At 38.6% G+C, this 26,883-nt stretch carries 19 protein-coding genes; 6 read left to right on the plus strand and 13 right to left on the minus strand.

The annotated features are described in order from the left end of the window. Positions 1-147: 147 nt before the first annotated feature. From K8B83_RS13095 to K8B83_RS13120, 6 genes are all read right to left on the minus strand, one after another. Positions 148-1,323, minus strand: a complete 1,176-nt coding sequence (locus K8B83_RS13095; protein WP_188737757.1) for an acyl-CoA dehydrogenase — start codon at positions 1,321-1,323, stop codon at positions 148-150. A 72-nt stretch (positions 1,324-1,395) separates the two neighbouring features. Then, a complete protein-coding gene (locus K8B83_RS13100; RefSeq protein ID WP_188737755.1) occupies positions 1,396-2,178 on the minus strand; it encodes a peptidylprolyl isomerase in 783 nt (260 codons plus the stop codon). A gap of 58 nt (positions 2,179-2,236) precedes the next feature. Continuing rightward, positions 2,237-2,920, minus strand: coding sequence for a respiratory nitrate reductase subunit gamma (gene narI, locus K8B83_RS13105; protein ID WP_167680241.1), 684 nt, complete (start codon positions 2,918-2,920; stop codon positions 2,237-2,239). 9 nt (positions 2,921-2,929) lie between these two features. Further along, entirely contained in the window at positions 2,930-3,643 is a 714-nt protein-coding gene (narJ, locus tag K8B83_RS13110) for a nitrate reductase molybdenum cofactor assembly chaperone (RefSeq protein ID WP_167680242.1), read from the minus strand. A gap of 10 nt (positions 3,644-3,653) precedes the next feature. Next, the gene (narH, locus tag K8B83_RS13115; protein WP_167680243.1) at positions 3,654-5,186 is read right to left on the minus strand and encodes a nitrate reductase subunit beta; all 1,533 of its coding nucleotides are present in this window, start codon (positions 5,184-5,186) and stop codon (positions 3,654-3,656) included. Between the two features lie 15 nt (positions 5,187-5,201). Further along, positions 5,202-8,927 (minus strand): nitrate reductase subunit alpha, encoded by a 3,726-nt coding sequence (locus K8B83_RS13120; RefSeq protein WP_188737753.1) that lies wholly within the window; start codon positions 8,925-8,927, stop codon positions 5,202-5,204. A 288-nt stretch (positions 8,928-9,215) separates the two neighbouring features. Here K8B83_RS13120 and K8B83_RS13125 point away from each other — a divergent pair, with 288 nt between their 5' ends. Next, the gene (locus tag K8B83_RS13125; protein ID WP_188737751.1) at positions 9,216-11,030 is read left to right on the plus strand and encodes an ATP-binding protein; all 1,815 of its coding nucleotides are present in this window, start codon (positions 9,216-9,218) and stop codon (positions 11,028-11,030) included. A gap of 201 nt (positions 11,031-11,231) precedes the next feature. On the opposite strand, the gene narL is transcribed toward K8B83_RS13125, so the two are convergent. Continuing rightward, a complete protein-coding gene (gene narL, locus K8B83_RS13130) occupies positions 11,232-11,879 on the minus strand; it encodes a two-component system response regulator NarL (protein WP_188737749.1) in 648 nt (215 codons plus the stop codon). A 306-nt stretch (positions 11,880-12,185) separates the two neighbouring features. Between narL and K8B83_RS13135 the strand changes: the two genes are divergently transcribed. Together K8B83_RS13135 and K8B83_RS13140 are read left to right on the plus strand one after the other, a co-directional pair. Continuing rightward, entirely contained in the window at positions 12,186-13,799 is a 1,614-nt protein-coding gene (locus K8B83_RS13135; protein ID WP_188737747.1) for an MFS transporter, read from the plus strand. Positions 13,800-13,881: 82 nt separating this feature from the next. Beyond that, positions 13,882-14,253, plus strand: coding sequence for a ribonucleotide reductase subunit alpha (locus K8B83_RS13140; RefSeq protein WP_188737745.1), 372 nt, complete (start codon positions 13,882-13,884; stop codon positions 14,251-14,253). A 402-nt stretch (positions 14,254-14,655) separates the two neighbouring features. On the opposite strand, the gene K8B83_RS13145 is transcribed toward K8B83_RS13140, so the two are convergent. Together K8B83_RS13145 and K8B83_RS13150 are read right to left on the minus strand one after the other, a co-directional pair. After that, a complete protein-coding gene (locus K8B83_RS13145) occupies positions 14,656-15,162 on the minus strand; it encodes a hypothetical protein (protein ID WP_188737744.1) in 507 nt (168 codons plus the stop codon). A 27-nt stretch (positions 15,163-15,189) separates the two neighbouring features. Beyond that, a complete protein-coding gene (locus K8B83_RS13150; RefSeq protein ID WP_188737742.1) occupies positions 15,190-16,917 on the minus strand; it encodes a bifunctional protein-serine/threonine kinase/phosphatase in 1,728 nt (575 codons plus the stop codon). 303 nt (positions 16,918-17,220) lie between these two features. Between K8B83_RS13150 and K8B83_RS13155 the strand changes: the two genes are divergently transcribed. The 3 genes from K8B83_RS13155 to K8B83_RS13165 all read left to right on the plus strand — a co-directional run bounded on the left by K8B83_RS13155 (position 17,221) and on the right by K8B83_RS13165 (position 20,789). Beyond that, entirely contained in the window at positions 17,221-18,507 is a 1,287-nt protein-coding gene (locus K8B83_RS13155; protein ID WP_188737740.1) for an MFS transporter, read from the plus strand. Then, on the plus strand, positions 18,504-18,878 hold the full coding sequence (locus K8B83_RS13160) for a putative zinc-binding protein (RefSeq protein ID WP_188737738.1): 375 nt from the start codon (positions 18,504-18,506) through the stop codon (positions 18,876-18,878). Before K8B83_RS13155 ends, K8B83_RS13160 begins: the two co-directional genes overlap by 4 nt. A 435-nt stretch (positions 18,879-19,313) precedes the next feature. After that, positions 19,314-20,789 (plus strand): NarK family nitrate/nitrite MFS transporter, encoded by a 1,476-nt coding sequence (locus tag K8B83_RS13165; RefSeq protein WP_188737735.1) that lies wholly within the window; start codon positions 19,314-19,316, stop codon positions 20,787-20,789. Between the two features lie 92 nt (positions 20,790-20,881). Here K8B83_RS13165 and K8B83_RS13170 read toward each other — a convergent pair whose 3' ends face one another. The 4 genes from K8B83_RS13170 to K8B83_RS13185 form a co-directional block, all read right to left on the minus strand. Next, positions 20,882-21,838, minus strand: coding sequence for a Gfo/Idh/MocA family protein (locus tag K8B83_RS13170; RefSeq protein WP_188737733.1), 957 nt, complete (start codon positions 21,836-21,838; stop codon positions 20,882-20,884). A gap of 90 nt (positions 21,839-21,928) precedes the next feature. Then, entirely contained in the window at positions 21,929-24,022 is a 2,094-nt protein-coding gene (locus tag K8B83_RS13175; RefSeq protein ID WP_188737731.1) for a two-component system response regulator, read from the minus strand. Further along, positions 24,022-26,373, minus strand: coding sequence for an ATP-binding protein (locus tag K8B83_RS13180; RefSeq protein ID WP_188737729.1), 2,352 nt, complete (start codon positions 26,371-26,373; stop codon positions 24,022-24,024). The genes K8B83_RS13175 and K8B83_RS13180 overlap by 1 nt, the downstream gene beginning before the upstream one ends. Then, a complete protein-coding gene (locus tag K8B83_RS13185) occupies positions 26,370-26,828 on the minus strand; it encodes a YfiR family protein (RefSeq protein WP_223417405.1) in 459 nt (152 codons plus the stop codon). Before K8B83_RS13185 ends, K8B83_RS13180 begins: the two co-directional genes overlap by 4 nt. Positions 26,829-26,883: the final 55 nt, after the last annotated feature.

Genomic DNA, 26,883 nt, shown 5'->3' on the forward strand with positions numbered 1-26,883 from the left:
TATGTTGGTCTTATGTACATGTTGGCCTGACACATAGATTGAAGCCTTTGCGGCTCACTGACTGACGAATATGAGATACGCGTCAGTCATTACCCATTTGAAACTAAGTTAATATTCAGATCACAATCTACTTAGCATAGCCTCGGGTTAGCCAAAGGCTTGAATGCCCGTTTGCGCACGACCTAAAATCAGCGCATGAATATCATGAGTGCCTTCGTAGGTATTGACGGCTTCTAGGTTCATGACATGGCGGATAACATGAAACTCATCGCTAATGCCATTGCCACCGTGCATATCACGAGCCATGCGGGCTATGTCTAACGCCTTACCACAGGAATTACGCTTGATCATCGAAATAGCTTCAACGGGCAAGGTATCGTTATCCATCAACCGACCCACTTGTAAGCAAGCAAATAACCCCATGGTGATATCTGTTTGCATATCAGCAAGCTTTTTTTGGATAAGCTGAGTTGCCGCTAATGGGCGATTAAATTGAATTCTATCTAGGCTGTATTGACGCGCCGCGTGCCAACAAAACTCTGCTGCACCCAATGCACCCCAAGCGATACCGTATCTGGCTTTATTAAGGCAACCAAAAGGCCCTTTTAAGCCAGACACATTAGGCAGCAATGCATCTTCACCCACTTCAACGTTATCCATCACTATCTCACCAGTGATAGAAGCACGCAGGGAAAATTTACCTTCAATTTTTGGGGCACTTAATCCTTTCATGCCTTTTTCTAGTATGAATCCTCGGATCTCGCCGTCTAGTTTGGCCCACACCACAAACACATCAGCAATAGGTGAGTTGGTGATCCACATTTTAGCGCCAGTTAGGACATAACCCCCTTGGGTTTTAGTCGCTCGCGTTTTCATGCCACCAGGGTCTGAGCCAACATCTGGCTCTGTTAATCCAAAGCATCCAACCCATTCACCACTGGCTAATTTTGGCAAATATTTCATCCGCTGTGCTTCGCTGCCATAGGCATAAATCGGATGCATCACTAAAGATGACTGCACGCTCATGGCTGAACGGTATCCACTGTCGACGCGTTCGATTTCACGGGCAACTAATCCATAACTCACATAATTAGCGTCTGAGCCGCCGTATTGCTCCGGCAACGTTGAACCTAATAAACCAAGTGCACCAAGTTCATTCATGATCTCGCGATCAAAATGTTCTTTTCGATTCGCCATTAATACTCGAGTCATTAATTTTTCTTGTGCGAATTCATGAGTCATATCTCGGATCATGCGTTCTTCGCCAGTTAACAAACTATCGAACTGCAATGGATCTTTCCAATCAAATATTACACGAGACATGGGTTCCCCTTATTTTTATTGTTTTATCTACAAAGACAGTGTTTAACTTCTCTAATTGTTTAACTACTGTAACTATTGCATTAATGGACTGGCATCAATATCAAATTCAAATCCATCAATATTAGCCTGGCTTATTAGGTGTCTAATGTATTGTGCTATTGCTTTACGTTTTACTTTTTCATTTAAATAAGTCGTGATACGTTGCTTAACTAAATCATAAGGTAATTGATTACCGGCAATTTTCATGTCAATAAATACCACATGGTATCCATAACGTGATTCTACTGCATGAGTCATTAACCCTTCACTTGCAGCAAAAACTTGTCGTTCAAATTCTGCAACGGTTTGACCTTTACTCAATTGCCCCAATACACCTCCATGCTTCGAAGAGTCGCATTTAGAATGTGCTGAAGCTAAAACGCTGAAGCTTTCACCCTGTTTTAGTTGCTTAATAATCTCGTCAGCTAATGCTTTAGCCTCTAATCTTGCATTGATATCTTCTACTGGAGCAGGCAATAAAATGTGTCTTGCGGCCACTAATGGTGATGTCGTAAATTTTGATAAATTGGCTTGGTAATACTGTTGGCACTCTGCCGATGTGGCTTGTGGTATTTTAATATCTTGATTAATAAGTTGCTCTAAAACGGCATCTTGGTAAGTTTTTTCATCTGCAAATGTTGTTGCATCAATGTTATTGGTCAAATTGAGTTCGTCTGCACGTTGTAATAGCAATTTACCAATAATTAAACTTTGAGCAGCACTTACCATAGCGGCTCTATGATTGTCTGCTGGATGGTATTGCATTTCATTCAATACGGCTTGTTCAGAGATAGACTCTTGATTAACGCTTATCATAAGGTACCCTCAATGGAGATGAAAAATGCCCTGAGCTAAGCCCAGGGCATCACTATCATTAACGTTTCACACGAACAACTTGGTAGTTTCTGCTTAAGTATTGAACTGGAACACTGGCAATGTGAACTAGACGACTAAACGGAAATAATACAAACAAACTCATACCAAGAAATATATGCAGTTTGAAGATAATATTCACATCGGCAATCGATGCTGTCGCTTCAGAAATATCAAATGTCACCACATTTTGAGCCCAGCTCATCAGCAATAACATTTCTGAACCATCAAGATGCCCCAATGACACTATGATAGTTATTAATCCGAGTACAAGCTGGACATAGAGCACCATCAAAATGGCAATGTCCATGTTACTGCTTGTTGCTTTTATTCTCGGGTTGTTTAAGCGACGTTTGATTAAAATGGTTAATCCATATAAACAAATTAAACCAAATATTCCACCAGCCGTTATCGCGATTAATTGTTTGTCACTGGCTTCAATGCCAAACAAGTGCCATACCTCCGCTGGAGTAAGCAAACCAACAAAGTGACCAAGTAAAATCGCGATAATTCCAATATGAAAAGCTCGACTTCCTCTTTTAAGGTCTTTACTTTCAAGTAGCTGGCTTGAACCTGTTTTCCACGTATACTGCTCTCTATCGTAACGTACGATAGAGCCTACAATAAAAATAGCGAAGGCAATATAAGGGTAAATGCCAAAAAACAGCGTGTTTAAATAACTCATGGTTTACTCCTAACTGGCACGTTTATCAAAACCAGTCCAGGTGACTGGCACAAACTGATCTTTGCGTTGACTTTCACTCGGACGATTAACAGAGCTTGGGCAGTTTTCTGCATCAGGGGCACCAAAGGTAACCGCTTCTTCTTCCCATTCTTTATCAATCGCCTGCTTAGTATCATCACGCTTTTCATTAACGAGTTGGGCTCGAATTGGAGCCAAGTCGACCTGGTTTTGCGCTATATGAAGTAACGCATCAAGCAACACCGCGTAATCACTCTGACGTTTCTCTAGGCGACAAAATAGAAGTGCAAGAATATGCTCTACTTCTTGTATTCCCGCCCTAGCATTTTCATCACCTTGGCTTGATAAAAACTCAAGAAATAGTGGGATATAATCCGGCAATTCTTTTTTATCGAGTTCTAATCCTGCTTGTTTGTATTGGCTAACCAAATCAACCATCGCTTGACCACGATCCCGGCTTTCGCCGTGCAAGTGTTCAAATAACCACAAACCAAGAGCACGACCACGCTCAAATAGGCCATCATACTCTGCTTGCCAGTCCATTAAATCACCTGCAAAACGGTGTTCAATAAAGCCGACTACAGCTGCTTGATGTTGCTCATTCAATGGACTATTTTGTACCACTTCAATGAGTTCATCACACGCATCAATCATCTCCTGCTTGGGGTAATCCAGCAGATGAGATATCACACTCAATACTTGCATGTTTTACTCCTTATTTGATCTCAACAGGGATAATCTGGCGAACAGTTTGCTTTTTGTTACCAAACAAATTCACGCTATTTCCACCGTCACTACAACCGTTACCAAAGCTAAATCCACAGCCGCTCTTCATGTCATAAGCATTGGCAGCATAGGCTTTATGGCTAGTTGGAATGACGAAGCGATCCTCGTAATTTGCAATCGCCATATAGCGATACATTTCTTCAACTTGGTTTACCGTTAAACCAACTTGCTTAAGCACGGCTAAATCTTCAACACCCTCAACTTGCTGAGCACGTTTAAAGGCGCGCATTGCAATCATTCTTTCAAGCGCATGAATAACAGGGCGTTCGTCACCCGCTGTTAATAAGTTAGCCAAATAGCGCATTGGAATTCGCTGAGATTTCAAATCAGGAATAACACCATTCATGCCAATATGACCTGCTTTTACGGCAGTTTGTATTGGTGATAGAGGCGGCACATACCACACCATTGGTAAAGTGCGATATTCAGGGTGTAATGGTAGTGCCACTTTCCAGTCAACAGCCATTTTGTATACTGGTGACTGACGAGCTGACTCTAACCAACTATCAGGGATCCCTTCCGCTCTAGCAGCTGCAATAACTTCTGGGTCACTTGGGTCAAGGAACATACTTAATTGAGCGGGATACAAGTCATGCTCATTAGGTACGCTTGCGACTTCTTCGACTCTGTCAGCATCATATAAAAGCACGCCTAGATAGCGAATTCGGCCCACACAGGTTTCTGCACATACTGTTGGTTGCCCAGCTTCGATACGTGGGAAACAGAAAATACATTTCTCTGATTTACCTGATTTCCAGTTGTAATAGATCTTTTTGTATGGACAACCCGATACACACATACGCCAGCCACGACACTTGTCTTGGTCAATCAGCACAATGCCATCTTCTTCACGCTTATAGATAGCGCCCGATGGACAACTCGCAACACAAGCAGGGTTGATGCAATGTTCGCATAAGCGTGGCAAATACATCATGAATGTTTTTTCAAACTGGCCATAGATGTCTTTTTGCACAACTTCATCAAAGTTTTTATCTTTTTTACGCTCAGAGAACTCTGTACCAAGAATTTCTTCCCAGTTTGGCCCCCAGTTAATTTTCTCCATACGTTGACCGGTAATCAACGAACGAGGACGAGCCACTGGCTGATGCTTGCTATCTGGTGCATTGTGTAAATGTTGATAATCAAAATCGAATGGTTCGTAATAATCATCAATTTCAGGTAAATCTGGATTAGCAAAAATATTAGCTAATAATCTACGGCGATTACCTTGACGAGGCTCTAAAGAGCCATTTTTATTGCGCTTCCATCCACCATTATATTTATCTTGGTTTTCCCATTCTTTTGGATAACCAATACCCGGTTTGGTTTCTACGTTATTGAACCAGGCATATTCCACACCCTCGCGGCTAGTCCAAACGTTTTTACAAGTAATAGAGCAAGTGTGGCAGCCGATACATTTATCTAGGTTTAACACCATGCCAATTTGAGCACGTACTTTCATATTTTTATCCTCGACTTACTCTACGTCTAACCAGTCAACATTGTCCATTTTACGAACAATCACGAACTCATCTCGGTTACAACCTACGGTACCGTAATAGTTAAAACCGTATGATTGCTGTGCATAACCACCGATCATATGGGTTGGTTTCATCACAGCTCGAGTGACTGAGTTATGGATACCACCACGAGTTCTTGTTGTTTCAGCACCTGGGGTGTTAACAATTCGCTCTTGAGCGTGATACATCATGCTCATCCCTTGTGGTACACGTTGTGATACAACCGCACGACACGCTATTGCACCGTTTACGTTAAAGACTTCAATCCAATCGTTATCTTTAATGCCTGCATCTTTGGCGTCGATTTCGCTTAACCACACAATCGGACCACCACGACTTAACGTAAGCATGAGTAGGTTGTCTGAATAGGTTGAATGAATACCCCATTTTTGATGCGGAGTGATCCAGTTCAACACCAACTCTTTATTACCATTTGGTTTTTTGCCTATAATAGGTTGAGTCGTTTTTAAGTTAACAGGTGGTTTGTAACTCACTAATGTCTCGCCAAAATCGCGCATCCATTGATGATCTTGATAGAACTGTTGGCGACCCGTTACTGTGCGCCAAGGTATAAACTCATGAACGTTTGTATAGCCAGCGTTGTAAGACACATGCTCGTCTTCTAACCCAGACCAAGTTGGCGAGCTAATAATTTTACGTGGTTGCGCTTGGATATCCCGGAAGCGAATTTTCTCTTCTTCTTTAGGTTTGGCTAAGTGGCTATGGTCAAGACCTGTAAACTCACTTAATGCAGCCCACGCTTTAACCGCTACTTGACCATTTGTTTCTGGTGCCAAGCTCAAGATGACTTCGGCAGCATCAATAGACGATTCAATTTTTGGTCTACCTTTTTGAGGGCCTTCAGTAGTGTGCAGATAGTTGAGCTCACCAAGGAATGCCACTTCTTTTTCGGTATTCCAGTTAATGCCTTTACCTCCATTACCTTGGCTTTCCAATAAAGGACCAAGAGAGGTAAATCGGTTATAGGTATTAGGATAATCACGCTCTACAACCATAAAGTTTGGCGCTGTTTTACCCGGAATAAGGTCACATTCACCTTTCCACCACATTTTAACGCCATCTGGTTGAGCTAATTCAGCAGGTGTATCGTGCATTAAAGGCACTGAAACAAGGTCTTGCTCCACACCTAAATGCCCTACACAAAGGTTAGAGAATGTTTTAGCGATACCTTTAAAAATGTCCCAATCTGAACGAGATTCCCAAACAGGATCAACCGCCTTAGATAATGGGTGAATAAATGGATGCATATCTGATGTATTCATATCGTCTTTTTCATACCAAGTCGCGGTAGGTAAAACGATGTCTGAATACAAGCAAGTTGTAGACATACGGAAATCCAATGTCACCCATAAATCTACTTTGCCTTCAGGTGCTTTATCATGCCAAATCACATCTTCTGGTTTTTTATCACCACTTTCGCCTAAGTCTTTACCTTGTAGGCCATGCTTAGTACCAAGGAGGTGGCGCAACATGTATTCATGGCCTTTACCTGAAGATCCCAGTAGGTTTGAACGCCAAATAAACATGTTGTGTGGGTAGTTTTTAGGATTATCAGGATCTAAACTCGCAAATTGCATTTCACCTGAAGTTAACTGCTGCACAGTATAATCTTTAGGTGACATACCCGCTTTAACCGCTTCTTTACATAAATCAAGTGGGTTTTTATTAAATTGTGGCGCTGAAGGCAACCACCCCATGCGTTCAGCACGTGTGTTGTAGTCAAGTACTGATGCTGTCCACTTAGTCTTATCTGCCAGAGGCGACAACACTTCGGTCATTTCGAGTTTTTCATAACGCCATTGATCAGAATGGTTATAGAAAAACGAAGTTCCGTTCATTTGACGTGGTGGTTTTTGCCAATCTGAACCGAAAGCTAATGGTACCCAACCGCACTGAGGGCGTAACTTTTCTTGGCCAACATAATGCGCCCAACCGCCACCTGATTGACCAACACAGCCACACATCATGAGCATGTTGATTAAACCACGGTAGTTCATATCCATGTTGTACCAATGGTTTAAGCCGGCACCCACAATAACCATGCTGCGGCCTTTGGTTTTATGTGCATTATCTGCAAACTCACGGGCAACTTGAATGACATTTTCAGGATCAACGCCGGTGATTTGTTGCTGCCAACCAGGTGTATAAGGCACATTATCTAAATAAGATTTAGCAGTATTTTCGTCGCCAAGACCATTATCAACACCGTAGTGCGCAATCATTAAATCAAATACGCTGGCAACTAAAACGCTGGTGCCATCTTTAAGCGTAACGTTCTTAACAGGGACTTTGCGAACTTGGATTTCATCATGTTCAGTGTGTTGAAAGTAGCCTAAATCATGAGCTTTGCTGCCAAAATAAGGAAACTGTACATCGGCTACGCTGTCAGCTTGTTGCTTTAAGCTCAATGCAAACTTATGTTTTTCTCCTGTTTTGCCGTTACGTTGCTCAATGTTCCATTTGCCCTTCTCACCCCATCGGTAACCAATTGAACCCGTTGGAGAAATAAGTTCTCCAGTGTTTTCATCTATTGCAATGGTTTTCCATTCAGGGTTGTTATCTTGGCCAAGATTGTCTGCTAAATCAGATGCACGTAAAAAGGCACCTTGGACTAAACCAGTGTCATTTTTATCTAACTTAACCAACATTGGCATATCGGTATAAGTGCGCACATAGTCAGCAAAATATTCACTCGGTTTTTCAATGTGAAATTCTTTTAAAATGACATGGCCAAAAGCCATCGCGAGTGCAGCGTCGGTTCCCTGCTTTGGTGATAACCAAATGTCAGACAATTTAGAACATTCAGAATAATCTGATGTGATAACGACAGTTTTAGTGCCTTTGTAACGCACTTCAGTAAAGAAGTGGGCGTCAGGTGTACGAGTTTGAGGTACGTTTGACCCCCAAGCAATAATGTAGTTTGAGTTATACCAGTCTGCCGATTCTGGTACGTCTGTTTGTTCGCCCCATACTTGAGGAGATGACGGTGGTAAATCACAATACCAGTCATAGAAACTTAAACAGTTACCACCGATTAGCGATAGATAACGAGAACCTGCGGCGTAACTCACCATACTCATGGCCGGAATAGGAGAAAATCCCATAATACGGTCTGGACCATATTCTTTAGCCGTATAAATATTTGATGCTGCAATAATTTCGTTTACTTCATCCCATTCAGAACGAATAAAACCGCCTAAACCGCGCTTCGTTTTATAGCTTTTAGCCTTAATTGGGTCATTAACAATTGAAGCCCATGCATCAACAGGATCGCTAAATTGAGTTTTAGCTTCACGCCAAAGTTTTAATAAGGCTTGACGTACTTTAGGGTATTTTAAGCGATTGGCACTATAGATGTACCAAGAGTAACTTGCACCACGTGGACAACCTCTAGGCTCGTGGTTTGGTAAATCTGGGCGAGTTCTTGGATAGTCAGTTTGTTGTGTTTCCCATGTGACTAACCCATCTTTAACATATATTTTCCAGCTACACGAACCTGTACAGTTTACACCGTGTGTTGAACGTACAATTTTATCATGTTGCCAACGACGACGATATCCATCTTCCCACTCGCGACTTTCATCAGTAGTCACGCCATGTTCATTGGAAAACGATTGCTTATTTGTCTTAAAGAAGCGCATTTTATTTAAGAAATGGCTCATGTTTACATCTCCTCACCTACTCGGTAGTTGGCCTGTTACTCTTTTTTCTTATGCCAAAACAAGTTTGTATTATGCTCAGCGATAATCTGTAATATATGATTACAAAGCAGACTTTAATTTGACTCAGATCACGTCAAAATCAGTAATAAAAGTGATGCAGAACAAGAAAATACCCTCTTGTGAGTATATTCTGGATAGTGTTTTTTTGCGGCAATACAGGCTTGTGTAACCGAATGTGGCTATTGATATGTCACATTATTGAGTAATCAATTCTTTGTGGGTAATTAGATGAAAAAACGTTTTATGGGTTCAGTGATGCTTTACATCACCCTGTCGTTAACCAGCATTATCGCTATTGCAATAATGACGATGTTTGCGTCTTATTGGATAACAGAACAAGCCGACATTGATGCATATGCTATCAATATTGGTGGTTCACTCAGGATGCAAACATACCAGATAGGATTTTATACCAATGCAGGGCTAACAGAAGAAACTAAACAAACAGTATCCTTATTTGAAGCAAAATTAGATTCACCAATCTTCAACAAGTTAAGACAATCACCGGATGTGATAACTGTATTACAAGATTTATCAGTATTTTGGTATCAAAAAGTCAAACCTAATCTTGTTGCCAATAATCCTCAGTTAACACAACTTCTCGCTACTCAGGTAGAAAAAGCTAACCAGATCGTGAGCCTTTTGCAAAAAAACGCCGAACATAGAATTGTTTTATTGAGAACAATACAACTTGTTGCCGTATTTATTACCCTAATATTAGGTGTGTTAATTATATATTTGATGAAATTATGGGTACAAATACCAATGGCACAACTCACCAAGGCAGCACATGCAATAGGTAAAGGAGATTTTACGCAGAGAGTACAAATAAAAGGAGACGACGAATTAGCCTTGCTTGCTGCTACATTAAACCATACTTGCGATGCAATAGCGGCAATGTATGGACAGCTTGAAAAAAGAGTCATTGAACAAACACAAGAACTAAAAAGAAATAATAAAGCGTTGATGTTTTTGTTCACCACGGTAAGGACAATGTTAGAAAAACAAGAGCATAAAATTGACTATCAAAAACTACTCGATGAACTAGCCGATTTAATTAACGTTGATAATATTGAACTGTGTTTGATGACTGCCCAAGGGGATAATCCCTATTTACAGGTTCAAAACCATCAATTAACCAGTCACTTATGCACGACAAAAAACTGTAATAAATGCCATGGAGATGCAGTATTTATAAATATTTCAGAACCTCAAAATACTCTGTACCCTCTAGTCTACAATGATATAAACTATGGGGTGTTAGTCGTAACAAACGATTTAACCATGAGCCCGCATAGTTGGCAAAATCAGTTAATTCAATCTGTGGCAGATCAAGTCGCTCTATCTCTTAATCTAGCGGACCAACACAATAAAGAAAGACGTATAGCCCTTCTGCAAGAGCGTACTGTGATTGCCAGAGAATTGCATGATTCGTTAGCTCAAGCCCTTTCGTATTTAAAGATTCAAGTTACGCGTTTAGATTTTAGTCAAAAAAGACTGCAATACGAGCAACAGCAACCGATTATTGACGAGCTACGATTAGGGTTAGACTCCGCCTATCGACAATTACGAGAACTGCTCACGACATTCAGATTAAAAGTACTTGATGAGGGCTTACACCCTGCGTTGAACAAAACATTGGAATTACTGACAGAGCAAAGTGAAATGCAATTCTATTTACATTTTGCTATTCAGCAAGTTCCTTTGTCACCCATGGAAGAAATTCATTTATTGCAAATTGCACGAGAAGCATGTCAAAACACTGTTCATCATAGTCAGGGGAAACACGTTTGGATAGACATAAAACAATCAGAAAATAACAAGATAGTATTGACGGTTAGCGATGATGGTATTGGTATCACTCAGTCTGCCAAACTTAATCATTATGGCATGGCTATTATGCAAGAGCGATCAAAACAATTAAACGGTGAACTGAAAATAAGAGACCGTTTAGGTGGCGGTACAGAAGTGGAGCTAACATTTATGCCACAAAGTACGTTATCGCAAACCAGCGTAAAAGCTAATAATAATGATGCGGAATAAATAGCATCTTTGAATTATAGGATTTGATATAGAGTAGATCTGATTTACATTTGTACTTAAGTTACAGTTAATGATGTATTACTCATTAAATATCATCATTAACTGTACACAGTAACGTAATTCAGCATTTGATTGTTAATTAACTTATGTAAAACCAACCGATTGCAAAAAATTAAACGTATAATTAGTAGATATTTTTATTTATTTTTGTTGGTGCAACATCCACACGGCAGCTTCAACACGAGAGCGCATTCCTAATTTTTTTAATAAATGTTTTACATGTACTTTAACAGTGCCATCGGTAATATCGAGATCTCGAGCAATTAATTTATTCGTCAAGCCTTTTGCAATAAGCTTTAATATTTCAAATTCTCTACTAGTCAGTGAATTTAACATCAACGCTTTTTGTGATACATCTGGCTTACGGATAGCTTTAGCTAATATAGCGGCCAATTTTTCAGATATAACCATCTTGCCTGTCACTGCTTGTTTAATTTTTTCTAGGATTAACACAGGATCCATATCTTTAAGTAAGTAACCATCTGCGCCAAAACTGATCGCTTGAATAACATCTTCATCATTGTCAGAAACAGTTAACATAATAATACGTGAGGTTACCCCTTCTGAACGCATAATACGTAACGTTTCGAGTCCATCAAGTCCGTGCATATTCAAGTCTAAAATAATTAAATCAGGATCTAATTCCTTCGCCAATTCAATGCCTTTAGTACCGTTATCGGCTTCCCCCACAACTTCTAAATCGTCTTCTAAGGCAATGAGTTGTATCAGGCCCTTTCGTAAAAGTGGATGATCATCAATCAAAATAATCGTCGCGATATCCTTGTTCATTTTGTAGCCCTTAAATGCATAAAAATAAAACCCAGGTCATATTAAGTAACATACCCGAAACAAAAATTGATTTACATCATGAACTGATCAGAATGTTTTCACGGCGGTATGAAGCTTAAATACTTAGCTGGAGTAAAATCAACTAACAATAAAAACTATAATTAACAGTAGATTAATGCAAACGCATACCTACTGGTAGGTACACCAATCTGTAATTTAACCTATAAAATTACCCACGAATGTGCATTGTCTATAAGACGGTCTGTCACCATAGTGATGCTAAATTTAACCCAATGGATGAGTATCATGACAGATCTAAACAAATGGGAACCAGAAAATGAGCAGTTCTGGCAAACCAGTGGCAAATCAATTGCTCGAAGAAATCTGTGGATTTCTATACCCAGCTTATTATGTGGCTTTGCCGTTTGGCTTTATTGGGGCATTCTGACCGTTCAAATGATGAATGCTGGTTTTGACTTTACTTCTGACGAACTATTTACTTTGACAGCGATTGCTGGTTTGTCAGGGGCAACCTTACGAATTCCTAGTAGTTTTTTTATTCGTTTTTGTGGTGGTCGAAACACTATCTTTTTTACAACATCATTATTGATTATCCCGGCATTTTTTACTGGGGTCGCGCTACAAAACCCGGATACACCATTATGGCAATACCAGTTACTAGCATTATTATCAGGTTTTGGCGGTGGTAACTTTGCTTCTTCGATGTCTAACATCAGTTTCTTCTTCCCTAAAAGCCAACAAGGGTTAGCATTAGGCTTAAATGCAGGGTTGGGTAACTTTGGTGTTACTTCAATGCAAATACTTATCCCATTATTTATGACCTATGGTGTCTTTGGAGCATTTGGCGGCGATCCTGTGACGTTAGTCAGTCCATCAGGTAGTTTGATTGGTAAGGTGCCTGCTGGTTCAGAGACTTGGATCCAGAATGGCGGTTACTTGTGGTTGCTCATATTAGTGCCACTATTTTTTGCGACTTGGTTTGGTATGAACAATATTCGAACTAAAGAAGTATCACCTGATGTTGGTTCTCCACTAAGCGCTATCGCTATGATTAGCGTTATGTTAAGCATAGGCTTAGTGATTGCTGCAGCAGGCCTATGGTTAATATTGCCCGAAGCGGCAAATGGCTCTGGATGGGGTATCCCCAAAGAATTAGTCTTAGTGTTAGTCGTGGCATCAACGGTATTTTGTTTAAAAATGCTACCAGGAGCAATAGGTGATAGCCTATCAAAGCAATACCAAATCTTTAATAACAAACATACTTGGGTTATGAGCGTTATCTACACTATGACATTTGGTTCATTCATTGGTTTCTCTGCTGCATTTCCATTAGCCATTAAAGTGATTTTTGGTTTTCAACATGTACTGGTTGATGGTCAAATGACACACGATACAGTTAACCCTAATGGTCCAAGTGCACTAATGTATGCTTGGATGGCACCATTTATTGGAGCCCTAATTCGCCCCGTTGGTGGTTGGATTGCAGATAAACTGGGTGGAGCTTTTGTTACTCAATTGTGCTCAGCAGTAATGGTGATTTCAAGCTTTGGTGCTGCTTATTACATGGAGCAGGCATATAATTCTGCAACTCCAGAAGAGTTTTTTATGCCGTTCTTCATCATCTTTTTAGTTCTGTTCGCTGCTACCGGAATTGGTAATGGCTCTACTTTTAGAACGATAGCAATGGTATTTCCAAAAGAACAAGCGGGTCCAGTATTAGGTTGGACTTCGGCTGTTGCTGCTTATGGCGCATTTTATATTCCTATGGTTTTTGGCCAGCAAATAAAAGCAGGTACACCTGATGTAGCCCTAATTGGCTTTGCCATATTTTATGCCGTTTGTTTACTTGTTAATTGGTGGTTTTATCTTCGTAAAGATGGAGAGTTTTACAATCCATAAATAATAGTTTGCCCCAGGCTTACTTCAATAGTGAGCCTGTAACCATATCGATTCAAAAGTTGTCTAGATAAAGAGTATTAATATGAGTGCATTAAAAGAATTAATTACCATGGCTGGCTATCAAGGTGAACCGGTAAAATTGTTATTTTTGTTCGCTAAAGCGGATTATGAGCAATTGGACAATGGTGAAAATAAAGGCCATATGATGCCTGTTATGTGTGTTGACAAATCCCCTACTGAACTCACTACTTTCACTGAGTTATGTAATGAAGCAGATAATATAAACACTGATTGGGAATTTATTTTTGTCACTAGCATGCTGGCAGATGTTGACAAAGAAGCATTAGATAATGGGTTAAAACGAATGGCAAGTGATATTGAAAATGGCGAAAATACGGCTATGTATGTTGTATTAGACAGAAAAGAAAATGTCATCCAAATGATGCGCAGTTGACCTGTATTTATCGACATTTTTACTAAAGGATTCCCACCTTATGTTAGGTCGGGTTTATCTAAACTAATCAATAATCTAGTCGGATAATTTTCTGTTAGGCAATCTCAAATTAGCGCTAATTAGCCGACTAAAAAAGTGAAGTTGTAGGTAGTAACTGAAAATTGCCGTTGCCTGCCGGGCTGAGACTAACATGGTTTATAACCCTGAAATCTCGACGTTGGCAACTATGCCCGCAATGATAGGCCTTGAGTAACACTCATTTTATCTCTCAACATAAAAAATATGCAAAGATAAACCCGCTCTAGCCTGCATTGATGATAAATTACTGGCAGATTGTAGAAGTTCACCCCGATTAATCACTAAAAGATGTTGCACAGAACACTCATACCATCGGTTTTATCATTATTTTGCTGCGGCATAATGTGCCAATGTCAAAAATAAATCTGCTATATCTTCTTGCTTCAAAGTTTCGTCAATCGTAGGAAAAAAAATACTCTCACTCTTTATATTGATCGCTTTCAACAAACTTTCTAACTCATCAAAAAAAGTGATTAAGTCAGTTACCTGTTGCTTCACATTCATTTGAGCTCCTTCATAATTTGATTGAATTAACAGGAGTATTTGCTCAAACTCTTTATTAATGTGTTCAATTAATATTCTGCAGTGTTGAAACTCTAATTGTAATGAATACGTTGGGTAAGTCTCAAACAGTGGACTATTTCTATCTTCAAATAGTGGCAATAAAACTTTTTCTTCCCAATTAATGTAAAATGATATGTCCTTTTTTACGTGATTAAAGACATGTTGTGCCTTGACGATATTTGTTGTTAGTAAGCATTTGGCATAAAAAATCATTAACAGTTGTTTGTCGTGAGTAGCAGAAAAATAATTAGTCACTAATCCATGCATTACGGTACTCCTTTAACAATCCGGGCATTATGCTGTTTGGCTGAAGAGATAGATAACAACCACCAAGGTCACAAACCAAAAGCCACTCACTAACTTCCAGAAAAAAAGACTATTAGATTGTTTTACTTCAGGTTGAGGCTTTAGAAAATTGGGATTAGGTTGAGTTAAATCGGTCATGAATTCGGAAACAGTATTATAACGTTCACTCAAATCAAACTTGACCCCTTTCTCTAATGCCTTATCAAACCATATTGGTATAACTGGATTGATATCGGATGCTGTTATGTACCTTAGTTTGTCGTAATCTCGCATGCTTTTACAATCTTCAACCTGTTTACCATAAGGCAAACAGGCTGTGAATATTTCATAACATAAGGTTGATAAACTATAAATATCACCCTGGACGCCAGGATTTTTACCTTGTAGATAGTTTGGGTCAGAATAACTCGCTGTACCTAACACGCCTTGAAATTCAATAGGACTGTAAAGTTCTGCGATACCTGCAACAAATACCGAACCAAAATCGACAATTTTGACTAAATCTTGGTCCATAATCATGATGTTCGCAGGTCTTAGATCTTGATGAACAGCATCCTGTTGATGAAATGCTTCGAGTGCCGAGGCGATCTTTTTTACTATCTGAATAGCCCTTTTAGGTGAAACAGGATAATGCTGCTCGAGCCATTTATCTAAACTTTCTCCTGGAAGCCATTCCATAAGGTAATACAACCCCGTTCTTGGCCTATGATGCTGAATAATCTTGACCACATACTCTGAATCAATACGACTACCAACCCACTGCTCTCTGATAAACCGATCAATATAATGAATGTCATCAATAAAATTCTTGGAGGGAACTTTCATTGCAAATTGTTCATGAGTCTCTTCGTCTTCAACAAGATATAAATGACTTCTGCTCGACGAAAAGACTTCCTTTATTACGCGGTATCCATCAAGTTTCATACCCGATTTTAAAATTGGGGGAAAAGGTAAACGCGTTAACTCCAGATTTAAATCATCTATATGTTGCTCAGGTAGCGATCTCAAATGCAATAAAAGGCAACTCATGTTGTCATCACTATTACCATTGACTGATGCCGAAATGAGTTGTTTGCAAATCTCAGACATGGGTATAGGTTGATTGATCAGCCTGAGTAATTCATCTTCAACGATAAAATCATGTATACCGTCTGTGCAAAGCAAAAATCGATCATCTTGTTGTAAATTGAATCGACTAAAATCAATATGCAGTTTATTGTCCATCCCAACCGCGCGAGTAAGAAAGGTTTTACCTTTTTCAATACTTGCAAAATGGTCCTGTGTTAACTGAGTTAATTTATTATCTCTAATAAGATAAATTCTGCTATCACCAACATGGAAAAAATAGCCGCTATGGCCTTTTAAGACTAAAGTGCTTAGTGTTGTGAGATAGCCTTTATGATCATTTTTATATTGATGACTTTTACGAAACAAACGCAAATTTATTGCGGAGAGAACTTGTTCGCCGCTCTTACTCACTGACCACATGTCCGGTGTTTGGTAATATTCAACTAAAAATCGTTCTACCGCAATTTGACTCGCTTCACGCCCTGCTTCAGCAGAGCTTACACCATCTGCAACAACAAAAGTGTAACCTTTAACTTGTTGTAAATACGGGTCATGAGGTAATAGAAAATCTGCGGCATCTTCGTTTATGCTTTTTATACCAGCATCTGTTTTATAGGCTACATCTATGTCAAACCCACGCATAGGCATAATAAACCTTCCAAGTAGATTTATTGAGTTAATGACAACAATAACCGACTTATTAGACTATCGATATGGTACAAAACAAGATCTACGATATATAAGCAAAACCTTTCAATTCAGATCTACCTACCCCAACCTATTATAAGCACATGTAATTATCATTAATAACAGAGACATAAATTCAGGAACACCTAAAAGTAGGTAACTAATACAACAAGAATTTATTTCAGTAGGATATTAAAGAGTAGTTTGATCATTTACCGATTAACTTGGTTAAACTCTATAAAACAAGTTAGAAAGTGAGTGGTCATGGCTGTTCTTCAATCTAAAGCTTGGCAAGCATTATTATTTGCGACATTGGCCTTTGCAGCTAACTTTTCTGTGTGGACACTGTATGCTGCCGTTGTAATCCCTTTTGCAGACCAACTCGGGTTTTCACTCACTCAGTTAGGTATATTGTTAGCATCACCAATGCTTACAGGGGCATTAAGTCGAATCCCAGCAGGTCTATTAGTTAATCAATTTAATACTAAAAATTTATTCTGTTTACAAATGCTGTTGTGCATACCTCCATTGCTATTATTACCTTTAGCTGATGATTACAATAGCTTGCTGATTATTGGTTTTTGGATTGGATTGAGCGGAAGTTCATTTACCTTCGGTATTAATTATATTAATGATTTTTTCCCTAGTAAAAACCAAGGCACAACAATGGGTATATTTGGTGTTGGTAATGCGGGAGCCGCTATCAATTTAGTGTTTGCGCCAATAATAATTGAACTTTGGGGGTGGTCCTATTTGGGGCCTGTATATGCCATCGGATTAATTATTATTACAAGTCTATTTTTTTGGTTTGCCCCAAACTCTACAGTAAAAAAACAACCCATTTCAGTTAATCTCAATATGCAATTCAATCATTTGTTTGAAACAATAAAAAACCTACATGTATGGGCTTTGGGGTTATACTACTATTTTGTATTTGGCTCCTTTCTGGCGTTATTAATGTGGTTACCTTATTACTACATGCATGCCTACCAATTAAATATTATGCGAGCTATGGCCTTTACTTTATTTTTTGTCGCTACATCATCCGTTGTTAGAGCTCTCGGCGGTTGGTTTGCAGACAAATATGGTGGAAGAACTGTTAATTGGAGCGTGTTCTGGGTCTGTTTAGTCTGCTTATTCTTTTTAAGCTATCCACCAACCACTATGACAATTCACGGTGTCCATCAAGACGTTAATTTAACTATTTCAATCAATGTATGGCTGTTTACGGCCCTACTATTCATTATCGGTGTCGCTCAAGGATTTGGGCGAGCCAGCGTATTTAAAGTTATTCACGATCAATATCCCAAAAATACAGGTGGTGTCGGTGGTGTTGTTGCGGCAATTGGTGCTTTGGGCGGTTGTACGTTACCCATTCTCTTTGGTATATCCGTGGATATTATAGGTATTTATAGTGCAAGTTTTATGGTGTTGTATGGTGTTTTAGCTCTGTGCATGATGGCGATGTATTTGGCAATCCAAGCAGAAGAACACCAAAAAAGAATTGTTGAAGCAAAAAGATATAATTTCCTAGAGGATGATAATTTATGAATCAGATAATTAATGATGGTGATTTGCCCTTAGTTTATTCATGTTCTGGTTGCTCTAATGTTGCACAATTAGCCAATGATTTAGCAATCGAACTTACTGTTTTGGGCATTGCAGAAATGTCTTGTATTTCCGGTGTAGGAGGACATGTAAGGCCTTTGGTTAAATTGGCTAAATCAGGTAGGCCTATCATCGCAATCGATGGTTGCCCATTAAGTTGTGTTGCATCATGCTTAAATCAACACAATATCAAAGCGACACATCATTTTGAGTTAACTAACACTATGAACTTACAAAAGCGTCAATATAACCAATGCACAAAAACCGACTTGCAAAGTGCTTTGGCAATGATCATCTCAAAAATAGGTGATTAATTATAAAATAAATATGCATTTGGATATTTTAAGTCAATTAAACTATATATTTATCATATTTAAAACCATCAAAACCCCTAAAAAGAGCATTTTAAATATCACACACAAAATGCTCTATTCCACCTGTTTTTCTTAGCAACCTTTAAAAGGTTTTGAATTTATTTCGTCTATAATTTGACTAAAATAGCGAACAGTTATTTTCATCCATCACAGATCTATTCCTTTAAAGTTAACTTTCACCAAATACCAAATAACACATACTCACTTGTGGATACAATATCAGTAACACCAACAGCTCAACATTATATCAAAATAAAAATAGTGAGTAGTTTATTTTTAAGGCTAAAGTAATGCTTTTGAATTAAATGACATACATCAACTTTTTTATTATTTAGTCAGCCAGAATACCTTATCACTGCATGATTGGAGTTTAATATGGCTACTGAAAAATTTAACCTTTTTGCTTTCAAAGACAAGATGAAAATTTTGCATCTTAGTTGGATGGCATTTTTTATAACCTTTTTTGTTTGGTTTAACTTCGCCCCCATGTTAATGGCAGTTAAAGAGTCGCTTGGATTAACTACGGATCAAATTAAAACGTTATTAATTTTGAATGTTGCCTTAACAATCCCCGCACGCGTGATTATTGGGATGTTGACGGACAAATATGGTCCCAAAATTGTTTATTCTGCCTTACTGATCTTTTGCTCAATTCCTTGTTTCATGTTTGCGTTAGCTGATGATTTTATCCAAGCCGCAATAGCTAGATTCTTACTAGGTTTTATAGGTGCAGGGTTTGTCATTGGTATTAGAATGGTATCCGAATGGTTTCCGCATAACGAACTGGGAACAGCTGAAGGGATTTATGGAGGTTGGGGGAACTTTGGTTCTGCTGCAGCAGCATTTACTTTACCGTCCATCGCACTGTTATTTGGCGGTGATGATGGTTGGCGTTATGCTATTGGAATTACAGGTATAATTAGTTTTTTATTTGGTTTTATATATTATTTTAATGTCACAAATACACCAAAAGGCTCTACTTATTTCCGTCCTAAAAATTCATCCGCAATGGAGGTTACTTCAGTTGGTGATTTTTATTTATTACTACTAATGAAAATCCCTATGTATGCCGCATTGTCACTACTCACCTGGAAACTATCTCCATATGGCGTAAATCTGCTGAGTCACCTTATCACTTACTTCATTTATAGTGGTTTATTTGTGCTTTATTTATTTGAAGTTTATAAAGTATGGAACGTTAACAAACATATTTTTAGAGAAAAAGTACCTGAAATACATAGATACAGTTTCAAACAAGTCGCCGTTCTCGATATTCTCTATTTTACGAATTTTGGTTCTGAGCTTGCTGTTGTTTCCATGTTACCATTGTTTTTTTCAGACATTTTTTCATTGGATCCCGTTTTAGCTGGACTGGTTGCAGGTGCGTATGCATTTATGAACCTTATGTCTCGACCTGCAGGTGGATTTATTTCAGACAGATTTGGCAGAAAATCAACACTATTAATTCTGACAGCTGGATTAGCTGTGGGTTATTTCCTGATGGGCCAAGTCGATAGTGGTTGGCCACTGTGGTTAGCTGTTGTGACAGCGATGGGTTGCTCTTTCTTTGTTCAATCTGGTGAGGGAGCTGTATTTGCTGTTGTACCATTAATTAAAAGAAGACTTACAGGGCAAATCGCTGGTATGACCGGTGCTTATGGGAATGTTGGAGCAGTAACCTTTTTGACCGTATTATCTTTCGTTGATTATAAATCGTTCTTTTTAATTATCTCAGCGACTGCTTTAGTGGGTTTTATTACGCTATTTTTTATGGAAGAACCTCGCGGCCAAATCGCTGAAATCAAGGAGGATGGAACCGTAGAATTAATCAATGTTTCTCATAAAGGTTAATTTTTATAAGCCACGAACACTATGGTGTTTGTGGCTTTCATAAACCTTAATATAGTTCAACGCCTTATAATCTTTAATTTAGAGGGTTTGGGTTAAATAAGTGCTTTTACCCTAGCTAATTGAGACTGGAACAGCAAACTGCAATTATGGGTGACAACTTGGCTTTCAATGTCACCTCGTAGTATGAGTTTGCAGGCTTCATCTGCTTCAAAATTATATCCTAGCGTTTGCCGTTTATCTGTAAAGCTATCGACAAGATCTTCAAGATGATACAAATGGCATTGTGATGCTCTAAATGCATCAGGAATAACAATATAACCTTTATCGCCGATTAAATAAGCGTTGTTACTTAATCGACATTGAAACGATGTGGCTAAACTAACCATAACGTCATCACTTTTACCAATGATAATAACATCGTCTTCAACACCGGTTTCACACACGTTAGCTTGCACGTAGAGGTTGTTGATGTCTGATGTTAAAAAGTAATCGGCTATGGCTAACGGGTAAATCCCCATGTCTAATAAGCAGCCACCTGCAAGTTGCGGGTTATATTCTCTGCCCTGTGCGTTAAAGGGAATAGGATAACCAAAATCAACTTTGACATGTTTTAGCTGGCCGATCCGCCCTTCGTCTAACCATAATTTTGCCTGCTGTATAGCCGGTAAAAAATAGGTCCACATCGCCTCCATTAGTAACAGACCTTTGCTTTTGGCTAATGTGGTTAATATTTGGCATTCATCCAGAGTGACTGTCATCGGCTTTTCACACAACACGTGTTTTCCTGCCATTAATGCAGCATAAGTTTGCTTAAAATGAAAATTATGCGGTGTTGCAATATAAACAATGTCCACTTTTGGGTCGTCAAATAATGTTTGGTAGCCTTGATAGGCTTTTTCGATCTGGTGTTGTTCTGCAAACCTGTCTGCATCGGCTTGCTTACGCGCGGCGACTGCATACAAATGACTGTGAGTAGAGTGAACTAAATCTTGGCAAAATAACGCTGCTATTCGACCTGCGCTGACTATTCCCCAATTTAACTGCGTCATTTTAATTTCCTTATTATGTTTTATACAACTGAAACTAGGCTAAAGCCATTATCAACTATGTAGAACACCTGATAATACAGACTGTGTCAATCAAAGCTTGTCAGAGGAAATGGGTTTACTGAACAGATACCCTTGAAGACCATCGCAGCCCATGGTTTTTAATAATTCATGTTGTTCTGTGTACTCTACCCCTTCGGCAATGGTACTTAAGCCTAGATTAAGTGCGAGTTGCACTATTGTACGGGCAATGGCTGCATCTTTTGGATTGTTGACGATGCCGTCAACAAATGATTTATCAATTTTCAGGGTATCAATAGGAAAGTTTTTTAAATAATTTAAAGAAGAATACCCGGTCCCAAAATCATCAATAGCAAGCTTTACACCTAACTTTTTAAGTTTGTTTAATAAAACAATTGCATCATCCACATTGTCAATAATTGCCGACTCGGTTATTTCAAGCTCGAGTAAGTGTGGTGGTAAACTTGTTTGCTCAAGTGCTGTTTTAACATGATCAAAAATGCTAGCGTGATTAAATTGTAACGCTGATAAGTTAACCGCCATTCGAGTAAAGTGTTGATGAGATACGCTTAATGTTTTAGCCTGTTTACACGCTTCAAGTAATGCCCATTCACCTATCGCAATAATTAAACCACTTGTTTCTGCAATATGAATAAAATCATATGGGGATAACATTCCTTTCGTTGGGTGTTCCCATCGCATTAATGCCTCATAACCCACAACGTCACCATGAGATGAGGATATTTGAGGTTGATAATATAATTTGAGTTGGTCGCCTAATGCTAACGCCTCTCTCAGCTCTGCTTCTATTTGCAGCCTGTGCATTAATGACTGATGCATTTCATGAGAAAAAAGCTGATAACCGTTCTTACCATTATTTTTAACTTCATACATTGCAGTGTCGGCATGTTGTAGCAATATGTCACCGGTCACACCATCGTCAGGGTAAAAAGAAATACCCACACTTGCTGAGATAAATGTTTTTTTACCCATTACAAAATATGGTTTTGCCAACTCATTAATAAGTCGCTGGGCCACATTGGCGACACAGTCAAAAGACTCAAGCTCGGTCAGTAATAAGGTAAATTCATCTCCACCTAGTCTGGCTATATGGCTATTTTCATATTCTGCGTTTTCACAGTTAATGGCCATCAAATCTGTTTGCCGTATTGTGGTTTTAATGCGATTTGCGGCTTCACACAACAGTTCATCGCCTGCTTTGTGTCCTAATGTATCGTTTATGCGCTTAAAATGGTCTAAATCTATAAAAAGTAGTGCTAATTTGTTTGCACGTCTTTTTGCGACAGCAATGGCTGTATCTAACCTATCTAAAAAGTTACGCCGGTTTGGTAGATCGGTTAATGTATCATAATAGGCATAGTAGGTTATTTCTTGTTCAGATTTTTTACGGGTAGAAATATCGTGTAAAGTGCCATTTAATATTGGTTGGCCAAAGTCTTCTGATATATCGGTTCGATCATGCAACGTAATGATCTCACCATTTTCGCGTAAAATACGGTATTCAATGTCATAACCTTGCCTTGTTTTAAGGGCGTGGGTTACAGTTTGAGATAACATTTGTCGATCATCTGGGTGAACAATTTCTATCAAATTGCTAAAGGTCAGTTCACGTTCTTTAGGTTGCATGCCTAACATGCGATACACTTCGTCTGAACAATCAAGGGTTTTATTGTTAAAGTCCCATTCCCAAGAACCTAAATGAGCAATACTTTGCGCTTTAGCAAGTTTGTTTTTACTTTTAGTTAGCTCTTTAATGGTTTTATTGGCTTTTAGTACGTAGTGGATACGGTGACTGAGTAAAGGCCACTTTACTGGTTTGGTCATAAAATCTGTAGCGCCAACATCAAAAGCCTTTTGAATATCTTGAGGTTGATCCAGAGCGGTAACCATAATAATGGCTACATTTTCACCTTCAGGTAATGCGCGAATAGCTGAGCAGCAGGCAAAACCATCCATTTTATCCATAGAGACATCTAGCAAAATTAAATCAGGTAAATACTGAGTAAAAAGTGCTATAGCTTCTTCTCCAGAGCTAGCTTCAATAATGTTGGTCATCGATGGATGTAAAGCACGGCGCATTAAAATGCGAATAACAGGATCGTCATCAACAATTAAAACAATCTCTCCTTGAACATGTTTTGTCATTAAACAAGCTCCTGTATTTTACGCTGTAATGCATGTTCAGTTTGCTCAAAAACATGGTTCAATGGACCTGTTAATTTACTAAGATCGCTCAGTTGATTTTTACGTGCTGAATGCTCAATTTGATTGGCTAACGATTGCATTTTAGCGGCTCCGACATTGGCAGAGCTCGATTTCAATGAATGAGATGCTTTAAAAACCTGCTCAGCATTTTGAACGGTTATTCCATTAGTAATTTCTGTCAATAATTCTGGAGTACTTTTTAGGTACATTTCAACAATGGTTTTAACCAGTTCATTGGTATTTTCAGTTGATATTTGCATGATGTCATTTAGCGGGCCTTCAATGAAAATAGGGGGTTCGTTATCTTGCGAAATAACAGGTTCAATAAGGCTAGTATCAGAGACAAATACCCACTTGTTTAAACATTCACTGATATTTTGCCTGGTAAAGGGTTTCAGAAGTGTGTCTTTTGCCCCAGCATCTCGAAAACGGCGTTTAACATTAGGTTGTATATCGGCTGTAAGCGCAATGATAGGCGTTGTTGCATTAACACTATTAGGCCCAAGCTTAACGATTGCTTGTGTGGCTTCTATACCATCGGCAACAGGCATGTGATAATCCATAAAGATGATGTCGAATTTTTTTTCACCAGCAAGTTTTATCGCTTCTTTACCGTTGTCTACAATTTCACAATCATGCCCTAATGATGCTAATAGACTTTTAATAACCAGCTGATTTACCACATTGTCTTCTGCAACCAACACCATGGTTTTACGGTATATGACATTATTAGTATTGTGATGCATGACAGGCACATTGTTTACATTAGCCAGTGTTTTATCAATTGGGACTAATGGGATACTGAACCAAAATGTACTGCCTTGGCTAATGGTGCTATTTACGCCATATTTTCCATTCATCAACATAATAAGTTGTTGGCATATGGCTAAACCTAGCCCGGTACCACCATATTCGCGTGTTATCGAATTATCAGCTTGAGTAAACGGGGTAAATATAGACTCCAGTTTATCGTTTGAAATACCAATTCCAGTATCATTAACGGTAAATTTTATTGTTGTATCTGAACCTTCAACATGTTCACTCACCTCAATGTTTATCGTTCCTTTGTGAGTGAACTTAATCGCGTTTGATACCAGATTATTAATAATTTGACGGATCCTAACAGGGTCGCCTAAAAAATGTTGGTGACTTAAAGAAGAGATATTAATACTAAAAAGTAACTGTTTTTTTTCAGCGACGATTTGATGAGCTTGACACGCTGAGCGAACTAAATCCTCCAGCTTAAACTCCCGTATGTCTAGATCGAGCTTATTGGCATCTATTTTAGAAAAGTCTAGCACTTCATTAAGCAGCACGAGTAGCGTTTGTGCAGACTCATTTATCATGTCTACGGTGTTTGATACATCACTATGTAAATCATAAGACTTAAGCAAATCAGAAAAACCTATAATTCCATTCAAAGGTGTTCTTATTTCATGACTCATTACCGCTAAAAATTCTGATTTTGCAAGATTGGCACTCTTGGCCATTTCTAGTGTTTGTTGTAACTCGAATGTACGCTCATTGACACGATTTTCAAGCTCTTGATTAATCCGTTCAAGTTGTCGCCCTCGAGTATCTACCTCGGATATCATGGCATTAAAGCTCTCAGCTAATTGTGCAAATTCATCGTGAGAATCAATACTGACACGTTGGGTATAATCTTTGTTATGAGATATACCTTCAATAACATTTACTAGTGTATTCATTGGTTTAGTGAATAATGACTGCAACCAAAACATCACTAACAAACTTGCCAAAAAGGCTGAAATACTGGCCATGATAACCAGGACTAAATAATCTTCTAATTGCTTTGACAGTGTGTTCATGTTGTCAGTGATATGCAATATGCCAACGAGCTCACCGTCTGAAACCAAGGGGGTATAGGAGTGAACCCCATTATTATTAAAGGTAGTTTGCTTTTTATGGCTAACAAGACTCTCAGTAACATGCTCAGGGTTTCGAGTCACTTCGCTTATTTGTGGATTTAAGTAAGATGCAAAAATAGTATTGGTGGGGTCATATATATCTGCATTAACAATATCGGGTTGAGCAACCAATGCAGATAAGGTTTTTTGTGCCGAATAAGGATCTTTAAATATAACGGCGGTTAGACTATTACTTGCGATAACATCACTTAATACGGTTAAATTTTGTTCGGCCTTTTGTTGAGTGATAACGTATTGTTGTTTAATTAGCGAAGTAGAAATAATGGTTATTACAATGATTGCAATGGTCATCATTGAAACAATCAATTTAGTGCGAATGGAAAATATATTGATTTTTTTCATCGTTTTACCTCAAGCGCGAGTTTTAACACTTGAGAACTAATGTTTAGTCCCGATTTTTCTAACACTTGTGTGTTTACTTTAAAGTATAAACGTTGATCTTGTTCGACAATTTCAATCATGCCACCTTGCGCTGTAAACCCAGAAATATCAGACACAGTTAAAATAGGCTTATCGTCAACGGCTAAAAATAACCGACGCGTTAATTCACGGTAATTTGAATCAATAAATATCACATCACATTGTTCAACTTGATTAGTTTCAGTCAATTCTATGGGTAAAATAAATTGGTTCTCGATTTGCTTTTTAGACAGCGACATAAAGCTGTCGCGATATTGCTTACCAAAAAAACATATCTTCCAAGCTGACTGCTGCGCAACCCGGGGTTGTGGCCAATGTGTGAATTTAGCAAAGTTATAGGTGAAAGCCGCTTTCAACGATAAAGCGTCTTCTGCCATAGATGAACCTGAAAACAGGACAAATATAACCATTAACCTATAGATAAATTGCTTA

Source organism: Shewanella inventionis (genome assembly GCF_019931735.1).
GTDB lineage: Bacteria > Pseudomonadota > Gammaproteobacteria > Enterobacterales > Shewanellaceae > Shewanella > Shewanella inventionis.

What these genes read in the sequence shown, in the direction of transcription:
- narI (WP_167680241.1), bottom strand. Translation starts at nt 2,920, where the DNA reads ATGAGTTATTTAAACACGCTGTTTTTTGGCATTTACCCTTATATTGCC.
- narH (WP_167680243.1), bottom strand. Translation starts at nt 5,186, where the DNA reads ATGAAAGTACGTGCTCAAATTGGCATGGTGTTAAACCTAGATAAATGT.
- K8B83_RS13165 (WP_188737735.1), top strand. Translation starts at nt 19,314, where the DNA reads ATGGCTACTGAAAAATTTAACCTTTTTGCTTTCAAAGACAAGATGAAA.
- K8B83_RS13175 (WP_188737731.1), bottom strand. Translation starts at nt 24,022, where the DNA reads ATGACAAAACATGTTCAAGGAGAGATTGTTTTAATTGTTGATGACGAT.
- K8B83_RS13095 (WP_188737757.1), bottom strand. Translation starts at nt 1,323, where the DNA reads ATGTCTCGTGTAATATTTGATTGGAAAGATCCATTGCAGTTCGATAGT.
- K8B83_RS13135 (WP_188737747.1), top strand. Translation starts at nt 12,186, where the DNA reads ATGACAGATCTAAACAAATGGGAACCAGAAAATGAGCAGTTCTGGCAA.
- K8B83_RS13100 (WP_188737755.1), bottom strand. Translation starts at nt 2,178, where the DNA reads ATGATAAGCGTTAATCAAGAGTCTATCTCTGAACAAGCCGTATTGAAT.
- K8B83_RS13185 (WP_223417405.1), bottom strand. Translation starts at nt 26,828, where the DNA reads ATGGCAGAAGACGCTTTATCGTTGAAAGCGGCTTTCACCTATAACTTT.
- K8B83_RS13155 (WP_188737740.1), top strand. Translation starts at nt 17,221, where the DNA reads ATGGCTGTTCTTCAATCTAAAGCTTGGCAAGCATTATTATTTGCGACA.
- K8B83_RS13120 (WP_188737753.1), bottom strand. Translation starts at nt 8,927, where the DNA reads ATGAGCCATTTCTTAAATAAAATGCGCTTCTTTAAGACAAATAAGCAA.
- K8B83_RS13170 (WP_188737733.1), bottom strand. Translation starts at nt 21,838, where the DNA reads ATGACGCAGTTAAATTGGGGAATAGTCAGCGCAGGTCGAATAGCAGCG.
- K8B83_RS13140 (WP_188737745.1), top strand. Translation starts at nt 13,882, where the DNA reads ATGAGTGCATTAAAAGAATTAATTACCATGGCTGGCTATCAAGGTGAA.
- K8B83_RS13125 (WP_188737751.1), top strand. Translation starts at nt 9,216, where the DNA reads ATGAAAAAACGTTTTATGGGTTCAGTGATGCTTTACATCACCCTGTCG.
- K8B83_RS13180 (WP_188737729.1), bottom strand. Translation starts at nt 26,373, where the DNA reads ATGAAAAAAATCAATATATTTTCCATTCGCACTAAATTGATTGTTTCA.
- K8B83_RS13150 (WP_188737742.1), bottom strand. Translation starts at nt 16,917, where the DNA reads ATGCCTATGCGTGGGTTTGACATAGATGTAGCCTATAAAACAGATGCT.
- K8B83_RS13160 (WP_188737738.1), top strand. Translation starts at nt 18,504, where the DNA reads ATGAATCAGATAATTAATGATGGTGATTTGCCCTTAGTTTATTCATGT.
- narJ (WP_167680242.1), bottom strand. Translation starts at nt 3,643, where the DNA reads ATGCAAGTATTGAGTGTGATATCTCATCTGCTGGATTACCCCAAGCAG.
- K8B83_RS13145 (WP_188737744.1), bottom strand. Translation starts at nt 15,162, where the DNA reads ATGCATGGATTAGTGACTAATTATTTTTCTGCTACTCACGACAAACAA.
- narL (WP_188737749.1), bottom strand. Translation starts at nt 11,879, where the DNA reads ATGAACAAGGATATCGCGACGATTATTTTGATTGATGATCATCCACTT.